The sequence below is a fragment of the Pseudomonas argentinensis genome (assembly GCF_001839655.2).
GTDB classification, from domain to species: Bacteria; Pseudomonadota; Gammaproteobacteria; order Pseudomonadales; family Pseudomonadaceae; genus Aquipseudomonas; species Aquipseudomonas argentinensis_B.
In genome coordinates, this window is sequence record NZ_CP056087.1 from 1281086 (window position 1) to 1301157 (window position 20072).

Annotated in this window: 19 protein-coding genes and 3 tRNA genes; 8 read left to right on the forward strand and 14 right to left on the reverse strand. The window is 61.8% G+C overall.

The features are described from left to right. Positions 1-222: 222 nt before the first annotated feature. Positions 223-825 (forward strand): nitroreductase family protein, encoded by a 603-nt coding sequence (locus tag SA190iCDA_RS05780; RefSeq protein WP_070884475.1) that lies wholly within the window; start codon positions 223-225, stop codon positions 823-825. 112 nt (positions 826-937) lie between these two features. After that, positions 938-1360: an HPF/RaiA family ribosome-associated protein gene (locus tag SA190iCDA_RS05785; RefSeq protein ID WP_070884474.1), complete on the forward strand. Its 423-nt coding sequence runs from the start codon at positions 938-940 to the stop codon at positions 1358-1360. A 123-nt stretch (positions 1361-1483) separates the two neighbouring features. On the opposite strand, the gene SA190iCDA_RS05790 is transcribed toward SA190iCDA_RS05785, so the two are convergent. Continuing rightward, complete coding sequence (locus SA190iCDA_RS05790) at positions 1484-1987, reverse strand: hypothetical protein (RefSeq protein ID WP_070884473.1); 504 nt, start codon at positions 1985-1987, stop codon at positions 1484-1486. Positions 1988-2394: 407 nt separating this feature from the next. On the opposite strand from SA190iCDA_RS05790, the gene SA190iCDA_RS05795 reads away from it, so the two are divergent. Further along, positions 2395-3558 carry an iron-containing alcohol dehydrogenase gene (locus tag SA190iCDA_RS05795; RefSeq protein ID WP_070884472.1) on the forward strand — a complete coding sequence of 388 codons (1164 nt, stop codon included), beginning with the start codon at positions 2395-2397 and terminating at the stop codon, positions 3556-3558. A gap of 71 nt (positions 3559-3629) precedes the next feature. Beyond that, a complete protein-coding gene (locus tag SA190iCDA_RS05800; protein ID WP_070884471.1) occupies positions 3630-4064 on the forward strand; it encodes an acyl-CoA thioesterase in 435 nt (144 codons plus the stop codon). Between the two features lie 42 nt (positions 4065-4106). Here SA190iCDA_RS05800 and SA190iCDA_RS05805 read toward each other — a convergent pair whose 3' ends face one another. The 6 genes from SA190iCDA_RS05805 to SA190iCDA_RS05830 form a co-directional block, all read right to left on the reverse strand. Beyond that, the gene (locus tag SA190iCDA_RS05805) at positions 4107-4541 is read right to left on the reverse strand and encodes a glycine zipper domain-containing protein (RefSeq protein WP_070884470.1); all 435 of its coding nucleotides are present in this window, start codon (positions 4539-4541) and stop codon (positions 4107-4109) included. A 201-nt stretch (positions 4542-4742) separates the two neighbouring features. Beyond that, positions 4743-5462 carry a TorF family putative porin gene (locus tag SA190iCDA_RS05810; protein WP_070884469.1) on the reverse strand — a complete coding sequence of 240 codons (720 nt, stop codon included), beginning with the start codon at positions 5460-5462 and terminating at the stop codon, positions 4743-4745. Positions 5463-5774: 312 nt separating this feature from the next. Then, positions 5775-8096: an FdhF/YdeP family oxidoreductase gene (locus SA190iCDA_RS05815; protein WP_070884468.1), complete on the reverse strand. Its 2322-nt coding sequence runs from the start codon at positions 8094-8096 to the stop codon at positions 5775-5777. Then, the gene (gene fdhD, locus SA190iCDA_RS05820; RefSeq protein WP_070884467.1) at positions 8093-8944 is read right to left on the reverse strand and encodes a formate dehydrogenase accessory sulfurtransferase FdhD; all 852 of its coding nucleotides are present in this window, start codon (positions 8942-8944) and stop codon (positions 8093-8095) included. Before fdhD ends, SA190iCDA_RS05815 begins: the two co-directional genes overlap by 4 nt. Positions 8945-9038: 94 nt before the next feature. Further along, positions 9039-9425, reverse strand: coding sequence for a PilZ domain-containing protein (locus SA190iCDA_RS05825; RefSeq protein WP_083329722.1), 387 nt, complete (start codon positions 9423-9425; stop codon positions 9039-9041). A gap of 9 nt (positions 9426-9434) precedes the next feature. Continuing rightward, positions 9435-11711, reverse strand: coding sequence for a DUF1631 domain-containing protein (locus SA190iCDA_RS05830; RefSeq protein WP_070884466.1), 2277 nt, complete (start codon positions 11709-11711; stop codon positions 9435-9437). Positions 11712-11901: 190 nt separating this feature from the next. On the opposite strand from SA190iCDA_RS05830, the gene SA190iCDA_RS05835 reads away from it, so the two are divergent. From SA190iCDA_RS05835 to SA190iCDA_RS05845, 3 genes are all read left to right on the forward strand, one after another. Further along, positions 11902-11977: transfer RNA gene (locus SA190iCDA_RS05835), tRNA-Asn, on the forward strand. A gap of 9 nt (positions 11978-11986) precedes the next feature. Continuing rightward, positions 11987-12063: transfer RNA gene (locus SA190iCDA_RS05840), tRNA-Pro, on the forward strand. Positions 12064-12068: 5 nt separating this feature from the next. After that, positions 12069-12144, forward strand: a tRNA-Lys gene (locus SA190iCDA_RS05845). A gap of 372 nt (positions 12145-12516) precedes the next feature. Here SA190iCDA_RS05845 and SA190iCDA_RS05850 read toward each other — a convergent pair. The 7 genes from SA190iCDA_RS05850 to pilB all read right to left on the reverse strand — a co-directional run bounded on the left by SA190iCDA_RS05850 (position 12517) and on the right by pilB (position 19343). Further along, positions 12517-13815, reverse strand: coding sequence for an NAD(P)/FAD-dependent oxidoreductase (locus SA190iCDA_RS05850; RefSeq protein ID WP_070884465.1), 1299 nt, complete (start codon positions 13813-13815; stop codon positions 12517-12519). A 241-nt stretch (positions 13816-14056) separates the two neighbouring features. After that, positions 14057-14584, reverse strand: coding sequence for an MOSC domain-containing protein (locus SA190iCDA_RS05855; protein ID WP_070884464.1), 528 nt, complete (start codon positions 14582-14584; stop codon positions 14057-14059). Positions 14585-14623: 39 nt separating this feature from the next. After that, a complete protein-coding gene (yacG, locus tag SA190iCDA_RS05860; RefSeq protein WP_070884463.1) occupies positions 14624-14824 on the reverse strand; it encodes a DNA gyrase inhibitor YacG in 201 nt (66 codons plus the stop codon). Then, positions 14821-15429: a dephospho-CoA kinase gene (gene coaE / locus SA190iCDA_RS05865; protein ID WP_070884681.1), complete on the reverse strand. Its 609-nt coding sequence runs from the start codon at positions 15427-15429 to the stop codon at positions 14821-14823. Before coaE ends, yacG begins: the two co-directional genes overlap by 4 nt. A 108-nt stretch (positions 15430-15537) precedes the next feature. Beyond that, the gene (locus SA190iCDA_RS05870) at positions 15538-16410 is read right to left on the reverse strand and encodes a prepilin peptidase (protein ID WP_139159445.1); all 873 of its coding nucleotides are present in this window, start codon (positions 16408-16410) and stop codon (positions 15538-15540) included. Positions 16411-16413: 3 nt separating this feature from the next. Next, on the reverse strand, positions 16414-17637 hold the full coding sequence (locus SA190iCDA_RS05875) for a type II secretion system F family protein (RefSeq protein WP_070884462.1): 1224 nt from the start codon (positions 17635-17637) through the stop codon (positions 16414-16416). Between the two features lie 2 nt (positions 17638-17639). After that, complete coding sequence (gene pilB, locus SA190iCDA_RS05880; protein WP_070884461.1) at positions 17640-19343, reverse strand: type IV-A pilus assembly ATPase PilB; 1704 nt, start codon at positions 19341-19343, stop codon at positions 17640-17642. Positions 19344-19586: 243 nt separating this feature from the next. On the opposite strand from pilB, the gene SA190iCDA_RS05885 reads away from it, so the two are divergent. After that, on the forward strand, positions 19587-20012 hold the full coding sequence (locus SA190iCDA_RS05885) for a pilin (RefSeq protein WP_083329721.1): 426 nt from the start codon (positions 19587-19589) through the stop codon (positions 20010-20012). The last annotated feature ends 60 nt before the right edge of the window (positions 20013-20072 follow it).

Genomic DNA, 20072 nt, shown 5'->3' on the forward strand with positions numbered 1-20072 from the left:
GGCTTGCGTTGGAACAGTCGTGAATGGGGCATGGCGGCGTTGCCTCGGGCAGCCCTGGGCAGGGCGGGTTAGCTCCGATCGGCTCTGGGTAATCGACTCACCCGTGGCGGCAGCGGTTCGGATAAATCGTTACAGGCGATGAATTCCATCGGAATACCCCAGTGGCGCTGGCGCTTCGGCTTGCCTAGCATGGGGCGGTTTTCCATTCCTCTGGAGTTTGTCATGCATATCGATGAAGCCATCCGCAGCCGCCGCGCCGTGAAGGGTTACGACGCCGGGTTTACCCTGAGCGCTGAAGAAAAGAACGAATTGCTGCAGCTGGCGCTGCTCGCGCCAACCGCCTTCAACCTGCAGCACGTGCGCCTGGTGGAGGTCAGCGACCCGGCCTTGCGTCAGCAGATCCGCGAGGTCGGCTGGGGCCAGGCGCAGATGACCGATGCCTCGATGCTGGTGGTGGTGTGCGCCCAGCTCGACAGTTGGGAAAAGAACGTCAGCCGTGTGTGGGACGGCGCGCCGGTCGAGGTGCAGCAGTTCATGGCCGGGGCCATCGACAACTATTACCGCGACAAGCCCCAGGTGCAGCGCGACGAGACCATGCGCAGCTGCGGCCTGGTGGCCCAGACCCTGATGCTCGCCGCGCGCGGCAAGGGTCTGGACTCCTGTCCCATGGACGGCTTCGATTTCGACGCCGTGGCCAAGCTGATCAACCTGCCGGACAACCATGTGATCGGTTTGATGGTCGCCGTGGGCAAGAAGGCCATCGACGCCAAGCCGCGTATCGGCAAACTGCCGTTCGACGAGGTGGTGATCCGCGATCGCTTCTGAGCACGCCCGGGCGCGCCGCTGCCGTACCCGCCGGTAGCGGCGGCAATCAGCAGGAACCTAGTCATGATCGGCTGCCTCCAAGCCTGTAGACCCGTCAGAAGCGAGGAATACCATGCAAGTTCATGTGAACAGCAACCATATCGAAGGCAGTGCGCGTCTCCAGGAATGGGTGGGCGCATCGGTGGCGGATCGACTGGAACGCTTTGAAGAATTCCTGTCGCGGGTAGAAGTACATATTGGTGACGAGAATGGCAGCAAGAGCGGCGCCGATGACAAGCGCTGCCAGATCGAGGTGCGCCCCAAGGGCCATCAGCCGTTGTCCGTGACCCACAAGGCCGAGTCGCTGGAGCAGGCCATCGAAGGCGCGGCCGAGAAGATGCGCCATGCTCTCGAGCATCTGGTGGGCAAACTGGAAAGCAAGCCGGTCGGTACCGGTCATCTGCAGCAACAACTCGAAAGCGGGGAAGCGGAAAACGCCGATGCGCTGCTGCAGGAAGAGTTTCTGCAGCGCCAGGAAGCACTGGGTAAGGAGTGAAATGATGGGCGTCCACTCCAGCGAGTAAACGCCCTTTCCCGATGCGGGACGTAAAAACAACCGGGCCCTCAGCTGTACCGTGATCCACGATACAGTTGAGGACCCAATTTTTTTTGGGTGCTGTCAGGCAACCAGACTGCGACCGATAAAGTCCGGGGATTCGGTCTGGCGATAGGTGGAAATCGCCTCGGCAGCGAACCGCGGGCTGATTTGCGGATTGTTTACCGCCTGCGGGGTTATCTCCGTTTGCACCCGTTGCCTGGCGAGGCTTTCGGCGGACAGTGGATCGAGCACTTCCCGGCGTTGCTCTTGAAGTGTCTCAAGCCGCTGCTCGCGTAATTGCTCATCCAGGGCACGAGCCGCCTCCTGGCGTTCCTGGCGCACTTGCAGAGCCCGTTCTTCCTCCAGCTCCTGCTGAGCGATGCGCTCTTCACGCGCTTCACGCAGCTGATCCTGGCGCTCCTGATCGAGACGCCGACGTTCGAGCAACTGCGTCTGCTCATCGTTCAGCCGTTGTGCCGGGGACGTTACGCGATCCAGAGCGTTGGTTTGCTGCTCGCTGTTGATATTGCCAACTGGCCGATAGCTGTACTGGCCGATATTCATGCCGTCGATGGAAAGGGGCATGATTCACCTCCGTCTTTCACTTCGATGGTTTCAGTCTAAGCCGGGTGAACGGCAGGCTTTAGGCAGTTATGTCATAACCCCAAGAACAGGATGGACTAGCACTTTTTCTGGGGCAATTGTCGCCTTCAGCCGCGATCTTCGTGATTATGGCTGAAGGCCGCGTAGTTATTGGCCTGGGCAAGTCCGCCTGGATCAGATGTCCAGCCACGGGGCAGAAGGTGGCGATGCAGCCGGCGCGATGGCGGTCGCCAGGCAATCGACGAACGGCGGTCATCTCGCGCTTTTCCAGGCAGATATGGGGCCACGGCCTACTATGAACAGAGGCCTTGCCAGGACGCTGCGATCCGAGGGTGAAAGAGGCACGGTCTCTCGCGCGATTTCGCGCCGCATCAGAAGAGGAACGCGCCATGCAGCCATTCAGTTTTGCGACAGCCGCCCATCTTATCTGCGAGCCCGGGGCCGTTCAGCGCCTGGTGCCCTTGTGCCAGGCCTGGGGGGCTCGCTCCGTGGCACTGGTTACCGATGCCGGCATCGCCCGCCAGGATTTCTTCGAGGCGGTGCGCAGCGCCTTTGCCAACAGTGGCGTGGCGCTGCATGTTTTCGATGGCGTGCTCGCCGGCGCGCCGGAGAACGTGATCAACCGCGCTGCGCAGTTCGCCAGAGAGGTTCAGGCGAGCCTGGTCATCGGCTTTGGTGGCGGCAGCTCACTGGATGTGGCCAAGCTGACTGCGCAGCTGGCCCATCCCGATTGTCGACAGCAGCTGGGTGACCTCTACGGTATCGACAAGGCGGTGGGGCAGCGTCTGCCGCTGATTCAGGTCCCGACCACGGCCGGCAGCGGGTCCGAGGTGACGCCCATTGCCGTGGTGACGACGGGGCAGGCGACTCGGGTCGCGGTGGTCTCGGCACGGCTGTTGCCGGATCTGGCATTGCTCGATGCCGAGCTCACCCTGCAATTGCCGGCGCCGGTGACCGCCGCCGGCGGCATGTTGGCCATGGGGCACGCGGTGGAGGCCTACACCGGTGCGCGGCGCAAGAATCCGCTCTCCGACATGTTCGCTCGTGAAGCCTTGACCCTGCTCGGTGCCAACCTGGACGAAGCCGTGCACAACGGTACCAATCGCGAGGCCCGGCAAGCCATGCTGCTGGGCGCCTGCCTGGCCGGGCAGGCCTATGCCAACGCACCGCTGGCGGCGGTGCATGCACTGGCCTATCCGCTGGGCGGCCACTGCCAGGTGCCCCATGGGGTCAGCACAGCGGTGCTGCTGCCCCATGTGCTTGGCTTCAACGCCTCGGTGGCTGCGCCGCTCTACGAGGAGTTGGCGCCGCTGCTGTTGGGCGAGCGCCTGCGCAGTGGCGATGCGACCGATCACACCGAGCAGTTCATCATCGAACTGGCGGATCTCAGCGAGCGCAGCGGTCTGCCGGCGCGTCTGCGTGATGTGGGCGTCGAGCAATCGCTGTTACCGCGCCTGGCCACCGACGCCATGCTGCATGAGCGCCTGCTGGCCAACAATCCGCGGGAGATGACCCAGGCCCATGCGCTGGCCATCTATCAAGTCGCGTACTAGGTCAGGCAGGTTGTCACCGGACGATGAGGCCGGCACCATGCCGGCTCTTGTCCTTTGCGAGGTGGCAGCCCATGCAACAGCCGCAGCATTTGCGCGAGCACTACCGGCATTTCCAGCCGATCACCACGCGCTGGCACGACAACGACCTGTATGGTCACGTCAATAACGTCACCTACTACGGCTATTTCGACACGGCGGTGAACAGCTACCTGATCGAAATGGGCGGCCTGGATATCCATCGCGGTGAAGTCGTCGGTTTCGTGGTCAGCTCGAGCTGCGACTATTTCGAGTCGATCGCTTTTCCGGAGCGCATCGAAGTCGGCCTGCGTATCGGCAAGCTGGGCAATAGCTCGGTGCAGTACGAACTGGCGGTGTTTCGGGAAGGAGAGATGCAGGCCTGTGCGGCGGGGCGCTTCGTCCACGTGTTCGTGGAGCGGCAGAGCAACCAGCCGGTTTCGATTCCGCAGCCACTGCGCCAGGCAATGGAGTTGCTGCTGCCGGCCTGAACGACCAAGGGCGCCGAAGCGCCCTTGATGGTGAAATGATGGTTAGCGGTGACGATGCTTGTGGTGACGTTTGTGGTGCTTCTTGCCATGGCGATGGCCGTTGTCGCGATAGCGGGATTCATGGCGGTTGCTGTCGGCCACCTCGTTGGCCAGCGCACCACCGGCGGCACCACCCAGGCCGGCGCCAATGGTCGAGCCGGTGCTGCCGCCGAACTGGTTACCCAGTACCGAGCCACCTGCTGCGCCCAGGCCGCCGCCCAGGGCCGCTTCGGTCTTGTTGCGGGAGCTGATGGCGCCGCCTGCTGCGCCGCCCAGGCCGGCGCCGATGGTAGCGCCCGTGCTGCCGCCCAGGTGCTGGCCGACGATATTGCCCAGCGCGCCGCCCACCCCGCTGCCGATGGCAGTCTTGGTGGTATCGGCATAAGCCAGGGGGGAAACCATTGCACTGAAGGCCAGTGCAGTAAGGAATGTACGCATCGCGCAACCCTCGAAAATGACCCTTGCGGGCGTAGCCATAGCGCTGCCATGGTTCCAGCGGTCATCGTGCTGTGCCGATGACATCTCCTTAGAGGGCGCAAGCGGGCGAAATTCCCGAAGCGGGGATTAAAGATACATTTATGAATGTATCAAGATGTGTTTATGTTTCAGAGGCGCCGCGTTTTTGTCTTGAAGCTATAGCTAGAACAGCGATCTCGAGGCTTTGATGGAGAACCAGCCCTCGCACTCGGTGTTATGGCCCGAGTAGGCCGAGCAGGCATCGCCGCTGAGGCTCGAATCCGAGTAGGAAAAGTCGAAATCGATACCCTTCCACGGCCGTGAAAGGCTCAGTGACCAGTCATTGAACGAGCTGACCTGGCCGCCGCTGGAAATCTGCTTGGGGTTGTCGAGCAGGTGGTTACCATAGCGTACGACGACCGCCATACCCAGTACGCTGACGCGGCCCAGGTCGGCCAGCACCGTACTGTTGAAGCGGTTCGGGTCATTGCTGAAGGAAAACCCGAAACGCCGCGCGTCGTAGGTCAGGCCGGCATAGACGTCCTGGCTGTCGAGGTAGGTGTAGCCCGGATGGCTATAGCGGATGGTGCCAACTTCGTAGCCCAGCGAGTCGACGAACTGCTGGCGATAGCCGACGTAGCTGTTGAGCTCCATGCGACTGCCCGGGCTGATGCCCAGGTTGGGCGACCACTGGCCCAGGTACCAGCCGCTCGGGTGGCTCAGGTCGAGCCCGCCGTGAAAGTCACCGCCGCTCTGGGGTTTGACCAGCCCCTGGGCCATGCTGCGGCTCGGCGTGGTGCCCAGATTGAGTTCGTAGTCGCCCAGCTCGCGCTCCATGATCGCTGCCTGGGCATGGACGCCGAGCAGCGCCGCCCCAAGCAGGACGGCAGATGAAAACCGCATGGTATCCCCTCCCGTTGCAGGCCAATGACATCGGTACCAGGCGGCTTTTCAGAAGCCTGGTAGTCAGTGGCACGGTTGTCGCTCGTCTGGCAGAAACCCGAAAGGCCACATCGTGGCTTGGGCTGGAACTACGCGCTTCGCTCGAGCGCTTGGTGGGCACGTTAACCGACATAGGTGACGGCAAGGGGACATCAGAGGCGATTTTCGGCGATCAGCGCCACAGTTTCCGACGAACTGCAGGCTGATGTAGCAGGAGAGGGCAGTAGTCCCACCTCGGGCCAGCGGCCCGACGTGGGAGGCGATGCGCAGCCCTTACAGGATGCGCGCGGTTTCCTGGGCTGCGTGCAGGCGGATGGCGACGAACTTCGAGGTCGGCGTGTGGCTGCCGATGCCAACGCTCTGCAACGGCACCAGCGGGTTGGCTTCCGGGTAGTAGGCGGCTGCCTGGCCGGCCGGGATATCGAAAGCCAGCAGTGTGAAGCCCACCACCTTGCGCTCGACACCATCGTCCCACAGCGAGGTGATATCCACCTTCTGCCCCGGCTTGTAGCCCAGGCGAGCGATATCGGCTTCGTTGACGAACAGCACGTCACGCTGGCCGCGAACGCCACGGTAGCGGTCGTCGAGGCCATAGATGGTGGTGTTGTACTGATCGTGGGAGCGCATGGTCTGCAGGATCAGGTCCGGCGTCTGGCCGCTGTTGCGCACCTGGGGTGGCAGCAGGTCGGCGAGCAGCGCGTTGGACTTGAAATTGGCCTTGCCGGTGGTGGTTTTCCACTGGCGCGCGCCAGCCGAGTTGCCCAGGTAGAAACCGCCCGGGTGCTGCACGCGGGTGTTGAAGTCCTGGAAACCGGGGATGGTGTCGGCAATCAGCTCGCGGATGCGGCTGTAGTCGGCAATCATCGCGTCCCAGTCGACCGGGTGATTACCCAGAGTCGCCTTGGCGATACCGGCGACGATGGCCGGCTCGGAACGCATCTCCCTGGACAGCGGCTCCAGCTGACCGTTGGAGGCGTGGATCATGCTGAACGAATCTTCCACGGTGATCGCTTGCGGGCCGGTGGCCTGGATGTCGATATCGGTACGGCCCAGGCACGGCAGGATCAGCGCGTCCTTGCCGGTGGTCAGGTGGCTGCGGTTGAGCTTGGTGCTGATCTGCACGGTCAGGTCGCAGTTCTGCAGGGCCTGGTGCGTGCGCGGGCTGTCCGGCGTGGCCTGGGCGAAGTTGCCGCCCAGGGCGATGAATACCTTGGCCTGGCCGTCGACCATGGCATTGATCGCCTCCACGGTGTTGTGGCCATGGTCGCGCGGTACCTTGAACTGAAAGCGCTTCTCGAGGTTGTCGAGCAGCAGCACCGGCGGGCGGTCGTTGATGCCCATGGTGCGGTCGCCCTGCACGTTGCTGTGGCCACGCACCGGGCACAGGCCGGCGCCGGGGCGGCCGAGGTTGCCGCGCAGCAGTTGCAGGTTGACGATTTCCTGGATGGTGGCCACCGAGTGCACGTGCTGGGTGATGCCCATCGCCCAGCACATGATCACCTTCTCGGCGCGGCGATACATCAGCGCGGCCTGCTCGATTTCCTCGAGGCTCAGACCGGACTGCTCGACCAGCGATTCCCAGGTGGTGGCGTCGAGCACGGCGAGGTACGCATCCACACCGTCGGTGTGCTCGGCGATGAAGGCATGGTCGAAGACCGGCTTCTCGCCCTTGGCGACGGCCTCGCGTTCCCATTGCAGCAGGAACTTGGCGATACCACGTAGCGCGGCCATGTCGCCGCCCAACGCTGGGCGGAAGAACGCGGTGTTGAGTGGCTCGGAGCCGTTGGTGAGCATTTCCAGGGCGTGCTGCGGGTGCTGGAAGCGCTCCAGGCCACGCTCCTTGAGTGGGTTGAAAGCAACCACCTGGGCGCCACGCTTGACCGCCTCACGCAGCGGCTCGAGCATGCGCGGGTGGTTGGTGCCCGGGTTCTGGCCCAGTACGAAAATGGCGTCAGCGTGCTCGAAGTCATCGAAGGTCACGCTGCCCTTGCCGATACCCACGCTCTGGATCAGCGCCACACCGCTGGCCTCGTGGCACATGTTCGAGCAGTCGGGGAAGTTGTTGGTACCAAAGGCGCGTACGAACAGCTGGTAGAGAAATGCCGCTTCGTTGCTGGCGCGCCCCGAGGTGTAGAACTCGGCCTGGTTGGGGCTTGCGAGGTTCTTCAGGTGCTTGGCGATCAGGCTGAAAGCGTCGTCCCAGGAAGTCGGCACGTAGCGATCGGTGGCCGCGTCGTAGCGCATCGGCTCGGTCAGGCGGCCCTGGTACTCCAGCCAGTAGTCGCTCTGCTCGCGCAGCTGGCTGACGGTGTATTTGGCGAAGAACTTGGCGTCGACCCGGCGTTTGGTGGCTTCCCAGTTGACCGCCTTGGCGCCGTTCTCGCAGAACTTGATACGGCCGTCTTCCGGCGAGTCGCCCCAGGCGCAGCCCGGGCAGTCGAAGCCGCCGTTCTGGTTGGTCTTGAGCAGCGCGCGCAGGTTCTTGAAGGGCTGTTTGCTGTCCAGCCAGAACTGGGTGACGCTGATCAGCGCACCCCAACCGGCGGCAGCGCCTTTGTAGGGTTTGTAACGCGGGTTCACGGGTTGCAGGCTCATGGCTGTTCTTCTCTTGCAGGCGGTGCGGGGCTGTATACCCGCGGCGCGCTGTGGTGGGGCAAATGGATCAGGTTGAGATTGTGCCGGCGCGCCCATTGCACGGTCAGGGCGGTCGGAGCCGACAGGCTGACCAGGTTGCCGATACCGGCCCTGACCGCCTTGTGAATCAGTTCCAGGCTGCAGCGGCTGGTGACCACTGCAAAGCCCTGGCGCACATCGTATTTCTCGCGCAGCAGGGCGCCGATCAGCTTGTCCAGCGCGTTGTGCCGGCCGATGTCTTCGCGGCAGGCGCGAATCGCTCCGCAGGCGTCGACATACAGCGCGGCGTGCAGGGCGCCGCTGCGGCGGGCCAGGTCCTGTACGGCGGCGATGCGTTCGCGCAGGTCGACCAGGTGCGCAGCTTGCGGCAGCTGGGTTGGGACCAGGGTCGTCAGCTGAGGCAGCGCCTGGTCGAGCGCTTCTACACCGCATAGGCCACAACCACTGGTGCCGGCCAGTTGCCTGCGCTGCTGTTTCATCGCCCAGAAGGCGCGGCTGCTGATCTCGACCTCGGCGCTGATGGCCGGGCCAAGGTGGTGCAGGCGAATGTCATAAATATCGTCGATGGAATCGACGACCGCGCTACTGAGGCTGAACCCGGTGATGAAGTCTTCCACGGCAGTGGGCGACACCATCATCACGGCATGGCTGATGCCGTTGTAGGCGATGGCCAGGGCGCTCTCCTGGGCCAGCACGGCTGAACCCTCGGCTACAGCGTTGCCCAGCTCGGCATAGGCATAGCCTTCGGCCTGCCCGGCGGCAGGTTCGGTAGGGCTGGCAATGGCGGAAATCTCGGCTGACCGGGGCACGGCAAGCTCCCCTGCGACGGATTGACACAGAGAAGCCTAGGCGTTTGCCGGGCAAGCGTCTAATCGCTGTTGCCGATGCCTTGATCGATACTGTCTATCGGTTGGGTGGGAAACGCTCTAAGACAAGGCCTGAGCTGCAGATGTCGGCCTGGTTTATGGCCTGCAAATACTCGAGAATCCCTTGCAATTTCCGGGTATTGAGCGCGTCTATGTCAATGATGTGATAGCCCGCCCAGGACTGCTGGCCAATGGCGCCCCCGCGGCTCCATAAACAGTCGGCGGTGAAACGCACCTCGTCCATGCCGTCTCCCACCAGCCGGCACTCCACCAGCGTATCGGCCGCGTGGGGCGTCGTGCTGCACAGCATGAAGCCTTCACTGGACAGGTCGGCGATCCGGCCCAGATAGGTTTCGCTGTGCTGCTCGTAGACTTCGAGCAGCGAGGCGGCCCGATAGCGCGGATGCTGGCGACGATCATCCATGGGCGATCCTCAGGTGGTTCGTCCGGTCAGTTGCTGAAGCACACGATAGACGGCGTGCAGTGCACGGTCGACCATCGGCGCCGAGCGCTCGGGGCTGCTGTGCCGTGCGGTGCCCTGCTGCATCTCTTCGGCCAGTTGATCCACCGACTTGACCGCGGCGCGCTGGCCGTTACGGTCGACGAACAGGTAGTTGTGGGTCGTGGGGCTGTACCAGGACAGCTTCAGGGTTTGTCGTTTGCCGCCCAGGATGAAGTCGAACCAGGTGCCGAACTCGAGTTTCTCCAGCTCGCGAAGCAGGCTCCTGTCGGTCGACTGGCGCTGACCTTTGCGTGATGTGGCGAGAAGTGCCGACTCATCGTCCAGCATGGCGCCTAGCGGGTTGGGGCTCGGCGGCAGGCTCAGCTTCGCGGCGAGTTGAGGCTGGCCTGCCTGGACAGCGTGCTGGCAGGCAACCAGGTCCTGCAGCAGGCGGCGTATATCGTCCTGGTGGTAACCACCCAGCAACATCAGGCCGTTGCGCAGTTCGCCGAGCATGTCGACGCGCAGGCCCTGCAGGCGATCGCGCTGCGCGGCATCAAGGGCGGTTCCACTCCAGGCCAGGTGCTCGGCCGCTTCGCAGGCGCGCTGCCATTGCTGGCTGGCAGCACCGTGGCGCAACTGGATGAACACCAGCACGTCGATCCAGGTGCGCTCGAGGAACTGCCGGATGAGCGGCGGTGGCGAGCGCTTGGCCAGCGATTGGGCGATCGCCTGCGCGGCATCTTGACGGGCGGCGAGCAGCTTGTCGCGCCCCTTGGCCGTTTCCACGGCGCGGCGCTCCTGAAGCTCCACCCGCTGCCTAATCCCGCGGGTGAACTCCTCGAACTCGCCGAGCAGCAGCTCGAACAGGCGCAGGTCGCCACTGAAATGCTGCACCACCTTGCGCACCACCCACTGCACCTTGGCCAGTAAGCCGTAGGTATCCTCCTGGGCGCCGTACAGCACGCCGGCCTGGGCCATGGCATCGATCAGCCGGCGCGTCGGGTGATGAGGCTGGCTGAACAGGGCACGATCGAGCAGCGCCACTTTCAAGCAGGGCGTATGCAGGTGGGAGAGGGCGACCTTATAGGGTTGCGGCAGGTTCTCGTCATCGAGAATGAAGTCGAAGATCATCCCCACCAGATCGATGGCATCGGTTTCCTGGTTGCCCACGCGGTGCTGCTGGGGCGCGTCGCTATGGCCGGCCAACTGGCGGTGCAGGTCGCTCTTCAGATCGTTCACACGCAGCGGACGATCAGGGTGCTGCGTCAGTTCGGCGGCGGAGGCTTGTTGCAGCCGATCGAGGGCTTCGAGCAGTTCGCCTGCCTCATAGGTGCGCCTGGCGCCCGGCGGCGCGAAGCTGGCCATGCTCGGCGAGCCGTTGAGCAGGCCGATGGCGTGCTGCTGTTTACGGTATTCGGCCAGCAATCTGTCGAGTCCGGCGGCCAGGTGTTCGGCATCGGCAGGTGGGCTTGCGGCCAGGTCGACAGGTGAAGACGCGTGGCGGGTTTCTGTGCTGTTGGCCGAAGAGCTACTGGCGGCAGGTGATGAAGTATCCTGAGTGCGTGCCGCGGAGAACTTCAGATTGGGCAGCACCCCCGCTTCGATCAGGCGGGCGTTGAGGGCCTCATAGAGTGCGTCCAGCCCCTGCATCAATTGCTTGTCGAACAGGCCGTAAAGCACCAGCTTGATTCGCAGTGGTAGCTCGCTCGGTTGCATCGCCGTCAGCAGGGCGTGGGCAATGTTTTTCGGGGAAAACGGGTTGGCCTCGGCAGGCACCGGCTGGCCGTTATTGAGCAGGGCCAGGCGCTTGTCCAGCGCAAACAGGGCCTGCGCACAGCGCGTCTGCACCTGCTGGGCCATGTTGGTGACCTGCAGCGCTTCCTCGTACGCCTCGTTATCGACCAGCGCCAGGTCTTCGGCCGGAGCCTCCAACGCCTGACTGGCAACCAGCTTGCCGTCGAGGAAATCGGCGATGCCTCGGGAGACGCTCAGGTGATAGCGGCGTTCGATCTGCGGCCGCAATCGGCGCACTTCGCGCATGCTGTCGAAGAACATGGCCTGGACCTGGTTGTTCTCCGCCTGCTCGGCGCATTGAAAGAGGGTGTCGTCGACCTGGGCAAAGGTGCGCGTCAAGTGATCGGCCAGGTGGTTGAGCACCAGCTTGCGGCAGCTCTGCCCCAGCGCGCTGAAGCGCGGCTGGATGCCTCTGCTGGCCAGCGTGCTGGAGCTGCTGGCGGATGACGGCGGCGTGCCCTGAGTGCTCATCGGTGATCCTGATTAAGGCCTGGAGCGGTGCGCCAGGCTGTGCAGGTATGCCTCGAAGTTAAATCAAATGGCTACCCGTTCGCAAAGCATTGTCATAAAAGCAATTTAGGGGGTTGACAGCTGTTTGCGAAACCGTAAAATGGCGCGCCTCTGCAGCGGCAACGCAAACAGAGAAAAGAAAGAGCATAGTTCCGCGATAGCTCAGTCGGTAGAGCAAATGACTGTTAATCATTGGGTCCCTGGTTCGAGTCCAGGTCGCGGAGCCAATCTTTCCTCGGGGTGTAGCGCAGTCCGGTAGCGCGCCTGCTTTGGGAGCAGGATGTCAGGAGTTCGAATCCCCTCACCCCGACCATATTTGGGTCGTTAGCTCAGTTGGTAGAGCAGTTGGCTTTTAACCAATTGGTCGTAGGTTCGAATCCTACACGACCCACCATTTCAAGCACTGCTTGAGTAAAGAACCCGCCAAAAGGCGGGTTTTTTGCTTTCTGGGCCTAGCCGGCGTAGCCCGCTCCACCGGGCATGGCGCGGCAGGCGCCGTGGGCTTCACCCACCCCAGGGGGTTCAATGAAAGGGGCGCGCTTTCCGTGGGAGCGCGCCATGCGCGCGAAATGGCGGGCGTGGCGCGGATCCAGCCGTAGGGTGGACAACGCTCTTTTTGTCCACCATTGCGATCGCAAAGGGAAGTAAGAGAATCGGCTCGAGCAGCCGATGCTTTCTTCATCCACCAATGCGTTTGCAGAGTGGTGGACGGATAAAAGCGTCGGCTACGCGCCCCGATCCAACCTACGACAGGCTGCCCTTGGGATCAGTGCAGCTTCAGGCGCGGGTCGGTACTGCGCCCAATGCGATCGCTGAGCATCAACAGCAGCGTGCGGAAGGCGCCGTACAGCGCCATCTGGTGCATGCGATACAGCGAGATATAGAACATCCGCGCCAGCCAGCCTTCCAGCTTTACACTGCCCATTAGGTTGCCCATCAGATTGCCGACAGCGCTGAAGCTCGACAGCGAAATCAGCGAGCCGTAATCCTTGTAGGTGTAGCTCGGCAGCGGCTGGTTCTGCAGGCGCAGGGCGAGCGACTTGACCAGCAGCGAAGCCTGCTGGTGGGCTGCCTGGGCGCGCGGCGGAACGTTACGCTCGCTGCCATCACCCATCGGGCAGGCCGCGCAGTCACCAAAGGCGAAGATATTTTCGTCGCGCGTCGTCTGCAGCGTACTGGTGACGACCAACTGGTTGATGCGGTTGCTTTCCAAGCCATCCAGGTCTTTCAGAAAGGCTGGCGCACGGATGCCGGCGGCCCACACCTTGATGCTGGCCAGGATGGTTTCGCCATTGGCGAGCACCAAGCCTTCGCTAGTCACTTCCTGCACTGCAGCGCCGGTCATCACATTGACGCCGAGCTTCTGCAGGGTCTTGTGGACAGGGGCGCTGATGCGCTCCGGCAGGGCCGGCAGCACGCGCGGCCCGGCTTCGACGAGGCTGATGCGCATGTTCTCCGGGCGAATGCGGTCCAGCCCGTAGGCCGCCAGTTCCCGTGCGGCATGGTGCAGCTCGGCGGCCAGCTCGACCCCGGTGGCGCCAGCGCCGACGATGGCGACACTGACCTGATCGTTGTCACCGGTGCCCGCGTGGGCGCGCAGGTAGTGGCTGAGCAACTTGCGGTGGAAGCGCTCGGCCTGCTCACGGGTATCGAGGAAAATGCAGTGGTTGGCCGCGCCTTCGGTGCCGAAATCATTGGTGGTGCTGCCGACTGCAATCACCAGGGTGTCGTAAGACAGTTCGCGGGCGGGCACCAGCTCGCGGTTGTCTTCGTCCAGGGTGGCGGCCAGCTGAATGGTCTTGCGTTCGCGGTCCAGCCCGCTCATGCGGCCGAGCTGGAATTCGAAGTGGTTCCACTTGGCCTGGGCCACGTAGTTCAGCTCGTTCTCCGTGGAGTTAAGCGAGCCGGCGGCCACTTCGTGCAGTAGCGGCTTCCAGATATGGGTGAGGTTGGCGTCGGCGAGGGTGACGTGCGCCTTGCCGCGCTTGCCGAGTTTCTGGCCCAGGCGGGTAGCCAACTCCAGGCCGCCGGCGCCGCCGCCGACAATAACGATTCGATGGGTCATGGTGAGTCTCACAAGGCTAGGAAAAAGGTGGCGAGTCCGGGCGAGCCAAGCTCCAGCGCCGGGCGACTCATATGCCAATCCGCGCAGGCAGTGCCTGCGCGTTATAAATCAGATGTTGCTGCGTCAAGGCAGCCTGTCTTACGCCAACTCATCGACAGAAGGCGGGGCGCCTGGGTTCAATTGGTCGGCGATGCGTCCGCACATTCTAACAGCGTGGCGCGCACCGGGAGCGAGGGCGTGGCTATTGCAGCTGCTCCAGCGGCTCGACCTCGAGCGAGTCGCCCAGGCGAATGATGCCGCTGTGGATCACCCGCGCGGTAATCCCGCCATGGCCACGAACGGCCTGGAACGTGCCAAGGCCCAGGCGCTGTTCGAGCTTGGCACAGGGCTGGCACCAGCCGGTGGTTTCCAGGATCGCCTGGCCGATACGAAAGCGCCGGCCCTTGAGGCTGAACAGATTGATGCCGCTGATGGCGATATTGCGCCTGAGATCTTCGGGCGTTATCCCATGCTGAGCATCGCGGCCGAGCAGCGCACTGATCACGGCCAGGTGCTCCCACTGGATCAGCGTGACCTGGCGTGCATTGCGCGGGCCGGGGCGAGCATGGTCGCCGGTCAGGCCCGCTTCACGGCGAGCCTCGACCGCATCGAGGATTAGCATGTCGCCAAGCCTTTCAGGTCGCACGCCGATCCAGCGCACTTGGCCCTGCTGCGGCACAGCGGCGATAAGTGCCTGGAACGGGCTGGCCGGGTAGGTGTCAGGCCTCAAGGCGTGGTTCCGCCGTCACGCTGGACAAGGAGCGTTGGCTCAGTGCCGGCTGGGCGGCAGGTCGTCGGAGAACAGATCGTCCTCGAGCGGATTGCCCGGGATCGCATGTTCTTCCGAGGCCCAGGCACCCAGGTCGATCAGCTTGCAGCGCTCGGAGCAGAAGGGCCGGCTCGGGCTCTGCGGGCCCCATTCCACGGGCGCTGCGCAGGTCGGGCAGGCGACGAGAGTAGGTGTGGTCATGGTTGGCCTCCGTTCAAGGTCAGGTAAAAGGCATGCAGGCGTTCGACCTCCTGTTTGACCCAGGCCAGGTCACGGTCGTTTATCAGTACGTCATCGGCATGGTTCAGGCGGGCCTCGCGGGTGGCCTGGGCGGCCATGATCGCGTGCACCTGCCCGGCAGACAACCGATCACGTTGCATGGTGCGTTCGATCTGCAATTGCTCGGGTACATCGACCACCAGGATGCGCTGGGCCAGCTTGTACTGGCCGGACTCGATCAGCAGTGGCGAGACCGTGATGGCGTAGGGCGATTTGGCGTTGGCCAGAAATTGCGCCACCTCTTTGGCAATCAGTGGATGCAGCAGACGCTCCAGCCAGCCCCGCTCGGCGGGTGATTCGAAGATCAGCTCACGCAGTGCGGCCCGGTTCAGCTGGCCATTGGCCTGCAGCACTTGGTCGCCAAAGTGCTCGGCTATCGCTGCCAGTGCCGGCCGACCCGGCTCGACAACCCAGCGAGCGGCCTGGTCCGAGTCGACCACGTCGACGCCCAGCGCGGCGAATTGCGCAGCCACGGCACTTTTGCCGCTGCCGATACCGCCGGTAAGCCCGAGCGTCCAGGGTTTCATGGTCAACTGCCCCTCAGAAAATCAGGGGCGGATTGTAAGGGAGTCGGGCGTATGTGGCGAATCAGGGCGACCGTAGACAGGATTAAAGCGTCAGGGCCACTGGGCGTGTCAGTTGAAACCCGCGAACCGCAGATAACCTTCGGTAATCTGCTTGCCCCAGAGCAGCGCGATAAAGCCTGCAATGGCCAGGTACGGGCCAAACGGAATCGGCGTGCTGGTGCTCGCATCACGCAGGCGCAGCATGATCACCCCGAGCACGGCACCGACCACCGAAGACAGCAGAATGGTCAGCGGCAGAATCTGCCACCCGCCCCAGGCGCCGAGCATGGCGAGCAGCTTGAAGTCGCCATAGCCCATGCCTTCCTTGCCGGTTACCAGCTTGAACAGCCAGAAGACCGACCACAGGCTCAGGTAGCCTGCCACAGCGCCCCATAGGGCATCTTCCAGGCTGGTAAAGAGCCCGAAGTTATTGGCAATCAAGCCCAGCCACAACAGCGGCAGTACCAGAGTGTCCGGCAGCAACTGGTGATCGGCATCGATCAGGCTCATCGCCAACAAGCCCCAGGCCAGCACCAGCATGCCTGCCGCTTGCCAGCCAAAGCCGAAATGCCAGGCGATATAGGCCGAGAGCAGGCCGCAGCTCAACTCGACCAGCGGATAGCGCAGGCTGATCGTCGCCTTGCAGCCGGCGCATTTGCCGCGCAGAAACAGATAGCTGATGACCGGGATATTTTCCCAAGGGCGGATTTCATGCTGGCAATGGGGACAGCTGGAATGGGGGAGCACCAGATTGTAGGTTTCCCCGGTAGGCTCAGCGGGTAATTCCAGTACTTCCCGCGCCTGGATGCGCCAGTCGCGCAGCATCATCTTCGGCAGGCGATGGATGACCACATTGAGAAAGCTGCCGACCAGCAGGCCGACGATAAGTGTGCAGAAAACGAAGGCCGGCGTATTGTCGGCCAGGAAGTCGTATATGGTCATGGACTAGACAACGGAGCCGAGCTGGAAGATCGGAAGGTACATCGCGATGATCAGTCCGCCGACGAGTACGCCAAGTACCGACATGATCAGCGGTTCCATCAGCGAAGTGAGGCCGTCAACAGCATTGTCCACTTCTGCCTCGTAATAGCTGGCAACCTTGTCGAGCATGGTGTCCAGGGCGCCGGACTCTTCGCCGATAGCGGTCATTTGTACGGCCATGGCTGGGAAGGCATTGGTGGAGCGCATGGAGAAGTTCAGCTGCATGCCGCTGGTGACATCCTGCTTGACCTTGGCTACGGCGTTGCGGAAAACCACGTTGCCGGTCGCGCCGGCAACGGAGTCCAGTGCTTCGACAAGGGGTACGCCTGCGGCGAAGGTTGTCGATAGGGTGCGTGCGTAACGCGCTACTGCAGCCTTGTAAACGATATTGCCCACGATAGGCGCCTTGAGAATGGTGCGATCAAGGGCATCACGGAATTTCTCCGAGCGTTGTTTGGCCTGCATGAATGCGTAGCCTGCTCCGATCAGGGCAATCAGGAAAATGAACCACCACTCCTGCAGTCCCTCGGATATGCCGATAACAAAAAGCGTAAAGGCTGGTAGCTCGGCGCCAAAGCTGGAAAAGACTTCTTTGAACTGCGGCACTACTTTGATAAGCAGGATGCACGAGACAATGATTGCGACTGCAATGACCGCAATCGGATAGTTCATTGCCTTCTTGATCTTGGCCTTGAGTGCTTCGGTTTTTTCTTTATATGTAGCCACTCGGTCAAGGAGGCTCTCCAGTGCGCCGGATTGCTCACCTGCATCAACTAGGTTGCAGAACAGGTCGTCGAAATACTGAGGCTTGGTGCGTAGCGCGGCAGCAAAGCTGTTACCTGCAGCTACATGCTGTTTGAGCTCGTCTACCAGCTTGCGCATACTTGGCTTTTCAACACCATCGGCAATGATGTCGAACGACTGCAGCAAGGGCACGCCTGCTTTCATCATGGTTGCCATCTGCCGAGCAAACAGGGCGATATCCAGCGGCTTGATCTTCTTGCCGGCACCGCCCAGGCTCATGCCTTTCTTGCGAACCTTTGTTGGATTAATGCCTTGTTTGCGCAACTGCGCCTTGACCAGAGCCGGGTTCTGGCCGCTGAGCTCGCCCTTGACGATGCTGCCCTTGCGATCCTTGCCTTCCCAGACGAACGTGCTGGTCTTGGGCGCTTTTGCTGCTGCTGCCATGGTTAATCCTTGGTCACGCGGTTGACTTCCTCAAGGCTGGTCACGCCTTGCATGGCCTTTACAAGGGCCGAGGTGCGCAGGTCGTTAAAGCCGTCTTTGCGCATTTGCGCGGCAATATCGATGGAGTTGCCTTCCTCCATGATAATCCGCTGCAGGCTCGGCGTGTTTTTAACCACTTCATAAATACCGACACGACCTTTATAGCCGCCCTTGCAGTTTTCGCAGCCAACCGGGCCGTAGATCTTGAAGCTACCTATCTTGTCTTCCGGGAAGCCTTCCTCCAGCAATGCTTCGCGCGGGATATCGACTTCCTTTTTGCAGGACGAACACAGCTTGCGCGCCAGGCGCTGGGCAATGATCAGGTTGACCGAGGTGGCAATGTTGAACGAGGGCACACCCATATTACGTAGGCGAGTTAGCGTCTCCGCAGCGCTATTGGTGTGCAGGGTCGACATCACCATATGGCCGGTCTGCGCGGCCTTGATGGCGATGGAGGCGGTGTCCAGGTCACGAATCTCACCGACCATGATGATATCCGGATCCTGACGCAGGAAGGCGCGCAGTGCCTGGGTAAAGTCCATCCCCTGTTTGGGGTTGACGTTGACTTGGTTGATGCCTTCCAGGTTGATTTCCACAGGGTCTTCAGCCGTGGAAATATTCACATCTGGGGTATTGAGAATATTGAGGCCGGTATACAGAGATACCGTCTTGCCCGAGCCGGTCGGGCCGGTCACCAGGATCATGCCTTGCGGCTGCTTGAGGGCGTTGAGGTACAGTTCCTTCTGGTCTTCCTCGTAACCCAGGGCGTCGATACCCATCTGTGCGCTGGCAGAATCGAGAATCCGCATCACGATCTTCTCGCCCCACAGCGTCGGCAAGGTGTTGACGCGGAAGTCGATGGATTTGCTCTTGGAAATCTTCATCTTGATACGGCCGTCCTGCGGCTTGCGCCGCTCGGAGATATCAAGGCCGGCCATGACCTTCAGGCGCGCGGAAATGCGCGGTGCCAGCTGGATAGGCGGGCGCGCCGTCTCGTGCAGGATGCCGTCAGTACGAAAACGCACGCGGTAAGCGCGCTCATAGGGCTCGAAGTGCAGATCCGAGGAGCCACCTTTGATGGCATCGAGCAGCATCTTGTTGACGAAACGAACCACCGGGGCATCATCGGCGTCCTGGCCACCACCGTCGCTCTTTTTGTCGTCATCGACCGACTCGGTTTCCAGGCCATCGAGATCAACGTCGGCCATGTCTTCCAGCCCCGTATGGCCGGTATCGAAAAACTTATCGATGGCGTCGCCCAGCTTGTCGTCCTCAACCAGCAACGCTTCTGTAGAGAGTCCTGTGCTGAACTGGATATCGGTAACGACTTGGTGATTGGAGGGATCCGAGATGCCTACGAACAGCTTGTTGCCACGGCGCCATAAGGGCAGCGCGCGATGCTGGCGCACCAGCTTTTCACTGACCAGATCCTTGGGCTGACTTTCCTTGTCTAGCGCGCTGAGGTCGAAATAAGCGATGCCAAATTGATCCGCAGTCAGCTCTGCCAGTGCGCGACTTTTCACCAGCTTGTTCTGAGCCAGGTAATGAACCAGAGACAGTTTGTTTCGCTTAGCTTGTACTTGGGCCTGTTGAGCGGCCTTCTCGTCCAGCAGCTCAGCTAGCACTACCTGCTTGGCCAGGCCGGAAAGGGGGATGCTCTCGCTCATGGGAACCTCACTTATTTAGTGGGTGCGTTATAGCGCAGATGCCAAAAGCTGCCAAACTTCAAAATCGATGCCGACAAAAAGTGTCACTTGATGCTCATGCAGGCCACTCGGCAGGTGGCATATTGATCGGCTGGACGAGCCTAGGATGCGAAATAGGCTTTGGAAGGGTGCAGTCCAGGGTTGGCACAGTTTATGCCTTTTTTTTGCAGGCTTGTCTGCCTGATTTCAATATTGGAGAACGTAATGAAAGCTCAAAAAGGTTTTACTCTCATCGAGCTGATGATCGTGGTTGCGATCATTGGGATCCTCGCCGCCATCGCACTGCCTGCTTATCAGGATTACACCACTCGGACCAAAGTTTCTGAAGGGTTAACGCTGGCCTCGGCTGCGCGTACTGCTGTTTCTGAGCATCGTCTTTCGATGAATGCATGGCCGGCAACCAGTGCTGCCGCTGGTTACACCAGCCCCAATACTAAATATGTAAATAATATCACCATCGGTAGCGGTGTAATTACTATTCAGTATAAGGCCGCAGCAGGCGTGGCGGCTAACTCCACGCTTGTTCTTTCTCCGATTTCTGCGACCGGTGGCGCAATCGATTGGAAGTGTAAGCCTGGCACCACTACTGCCGTAGAAGCCAAGTATCTGCCTTCTAACTGCCGCACTTAATAAGGTGGCTGTCGCCCCGGCCTCTTTAGGCCGGGGTTTTTTTTGGGGGGGGATGTGCTC

Coding starts and splice junctions, on each gene's coding strand:
- SA190iCDA_RS05825 (WP_083329722.1), bottom strand. CDS start 9,425: ATGGATGATCGTCGCCAGCATCCGCGCTATCGGGCCGCCTCGCTGCTC.
- SA190iCDA_RS05850 (WP_070884465.1), bottom strand. CDS start 13,815: ATGACCCATCGAATCGTTATTGTCGGCGGCGGCGCCGGCGGCCTGGAG.
- coaE (WP_070884681.1), bottom strand. CDS start 15,429: ATGAAACCCTGGACGCTCGGGCTTACCGGCGGTATCGGCAGCGGCAAA.
- SA190iCDA_RS05870 (WP_139159445.1), bottom strand. CDS start 16,410: ATGACCATATACGACTTCCTGGCCGACAATACGCCGGCCTTCGTTTTC.
- pilB (WP_070884461.1), bottom strand. CDS start 19,343: ATGAGCGAGAGCATCCCCCTTTCCGGCCTGGCCAAGCAGGTAGTGCTA.
- SA190iCDA_RS05815 (WP_070884468.1), bottom strand. CDS start 8,096: ATGAGCCTGCAACCCGTGAACCCGCGTTACAAACCCTACAAAGGCGCT.
- SA190iCDA_RS05830 (WP_070884466.1), bottom strand. CDS start 11,711: ATGAGCACTCAGGGCACGCCGCCGTCATCCGCCAGCAGCTCCAGCACG.
- SA190iCDA_RS05810 (WP_070884469.1), bottom strand. CDS start 5,462: ATGCGGTTTTCATCTGCCGTCCTGCTTGGGGCGGCGCTGCTCGGCGTC.
- SA190iCDA_RS05875 (WP_070884462.1), bottom strand. CDS start 17,637: ATGGCAGCAGCAGCAAAAGCGCCCAAGACCAGCACGTTCGTCTGGGAA.
- SA190iCDA_RS05785 (WP_070884474.1), top strand. CDS start 938: ATGCAAGTTCATGTGAACAGCAACCATATCGAAGGCAGTGCGCGTCTC.
- SA190iCDA_RS05885 (WP_083329721.1), top strand. CDS start 19,587: ATGAAAGCTCAAAAAGGTTTTACTCTCATCGAGCTGATGATCGTGGTT.
- yacG (WP_070884463.1), bottom strand. CDS start 14,824: ATGACCACACCTACTCTCGTCGCCTGCCCGACCTGCGCAGCGCCCGTG.
- SA190iCDA_RS05780 (WP_070884475.1), top strand. CDS start 223: ATGCATATCGATGAAGCCATCCGCAGCCGCCGCGCCGTGAAGGGTTAC.
- SA190iCDA_RS05805 (WP_070884470.1), bottom strand. CDS start 4,541: ATGCGTACATTCCTTACTGCACTGGCCTTCAGTGCAATGGTTTCCCCC.
- SA190iCDA_RS05790 (WP_070884473.1), bottom strand. CDS start 1,987: ATGCCCCTTTCCATCGACGGCATGAATATCGGCCAGTACAGCTATCGG.
- SA190iCDA_RS05800 (WP_070884471.1), top strand. CDS start 3,630: ATGCAACAGCCGCAGCATTTGCGCGAGCACTACCGGCATTTCCAGCCG.
- SA190iCDA_RS05795 (WP_070884472.1), top strand. CDS start 2,395: ATGCAGCCATTCAGTTTTGCGACAGCCGCCCATCTTATCTGCGAGCCC.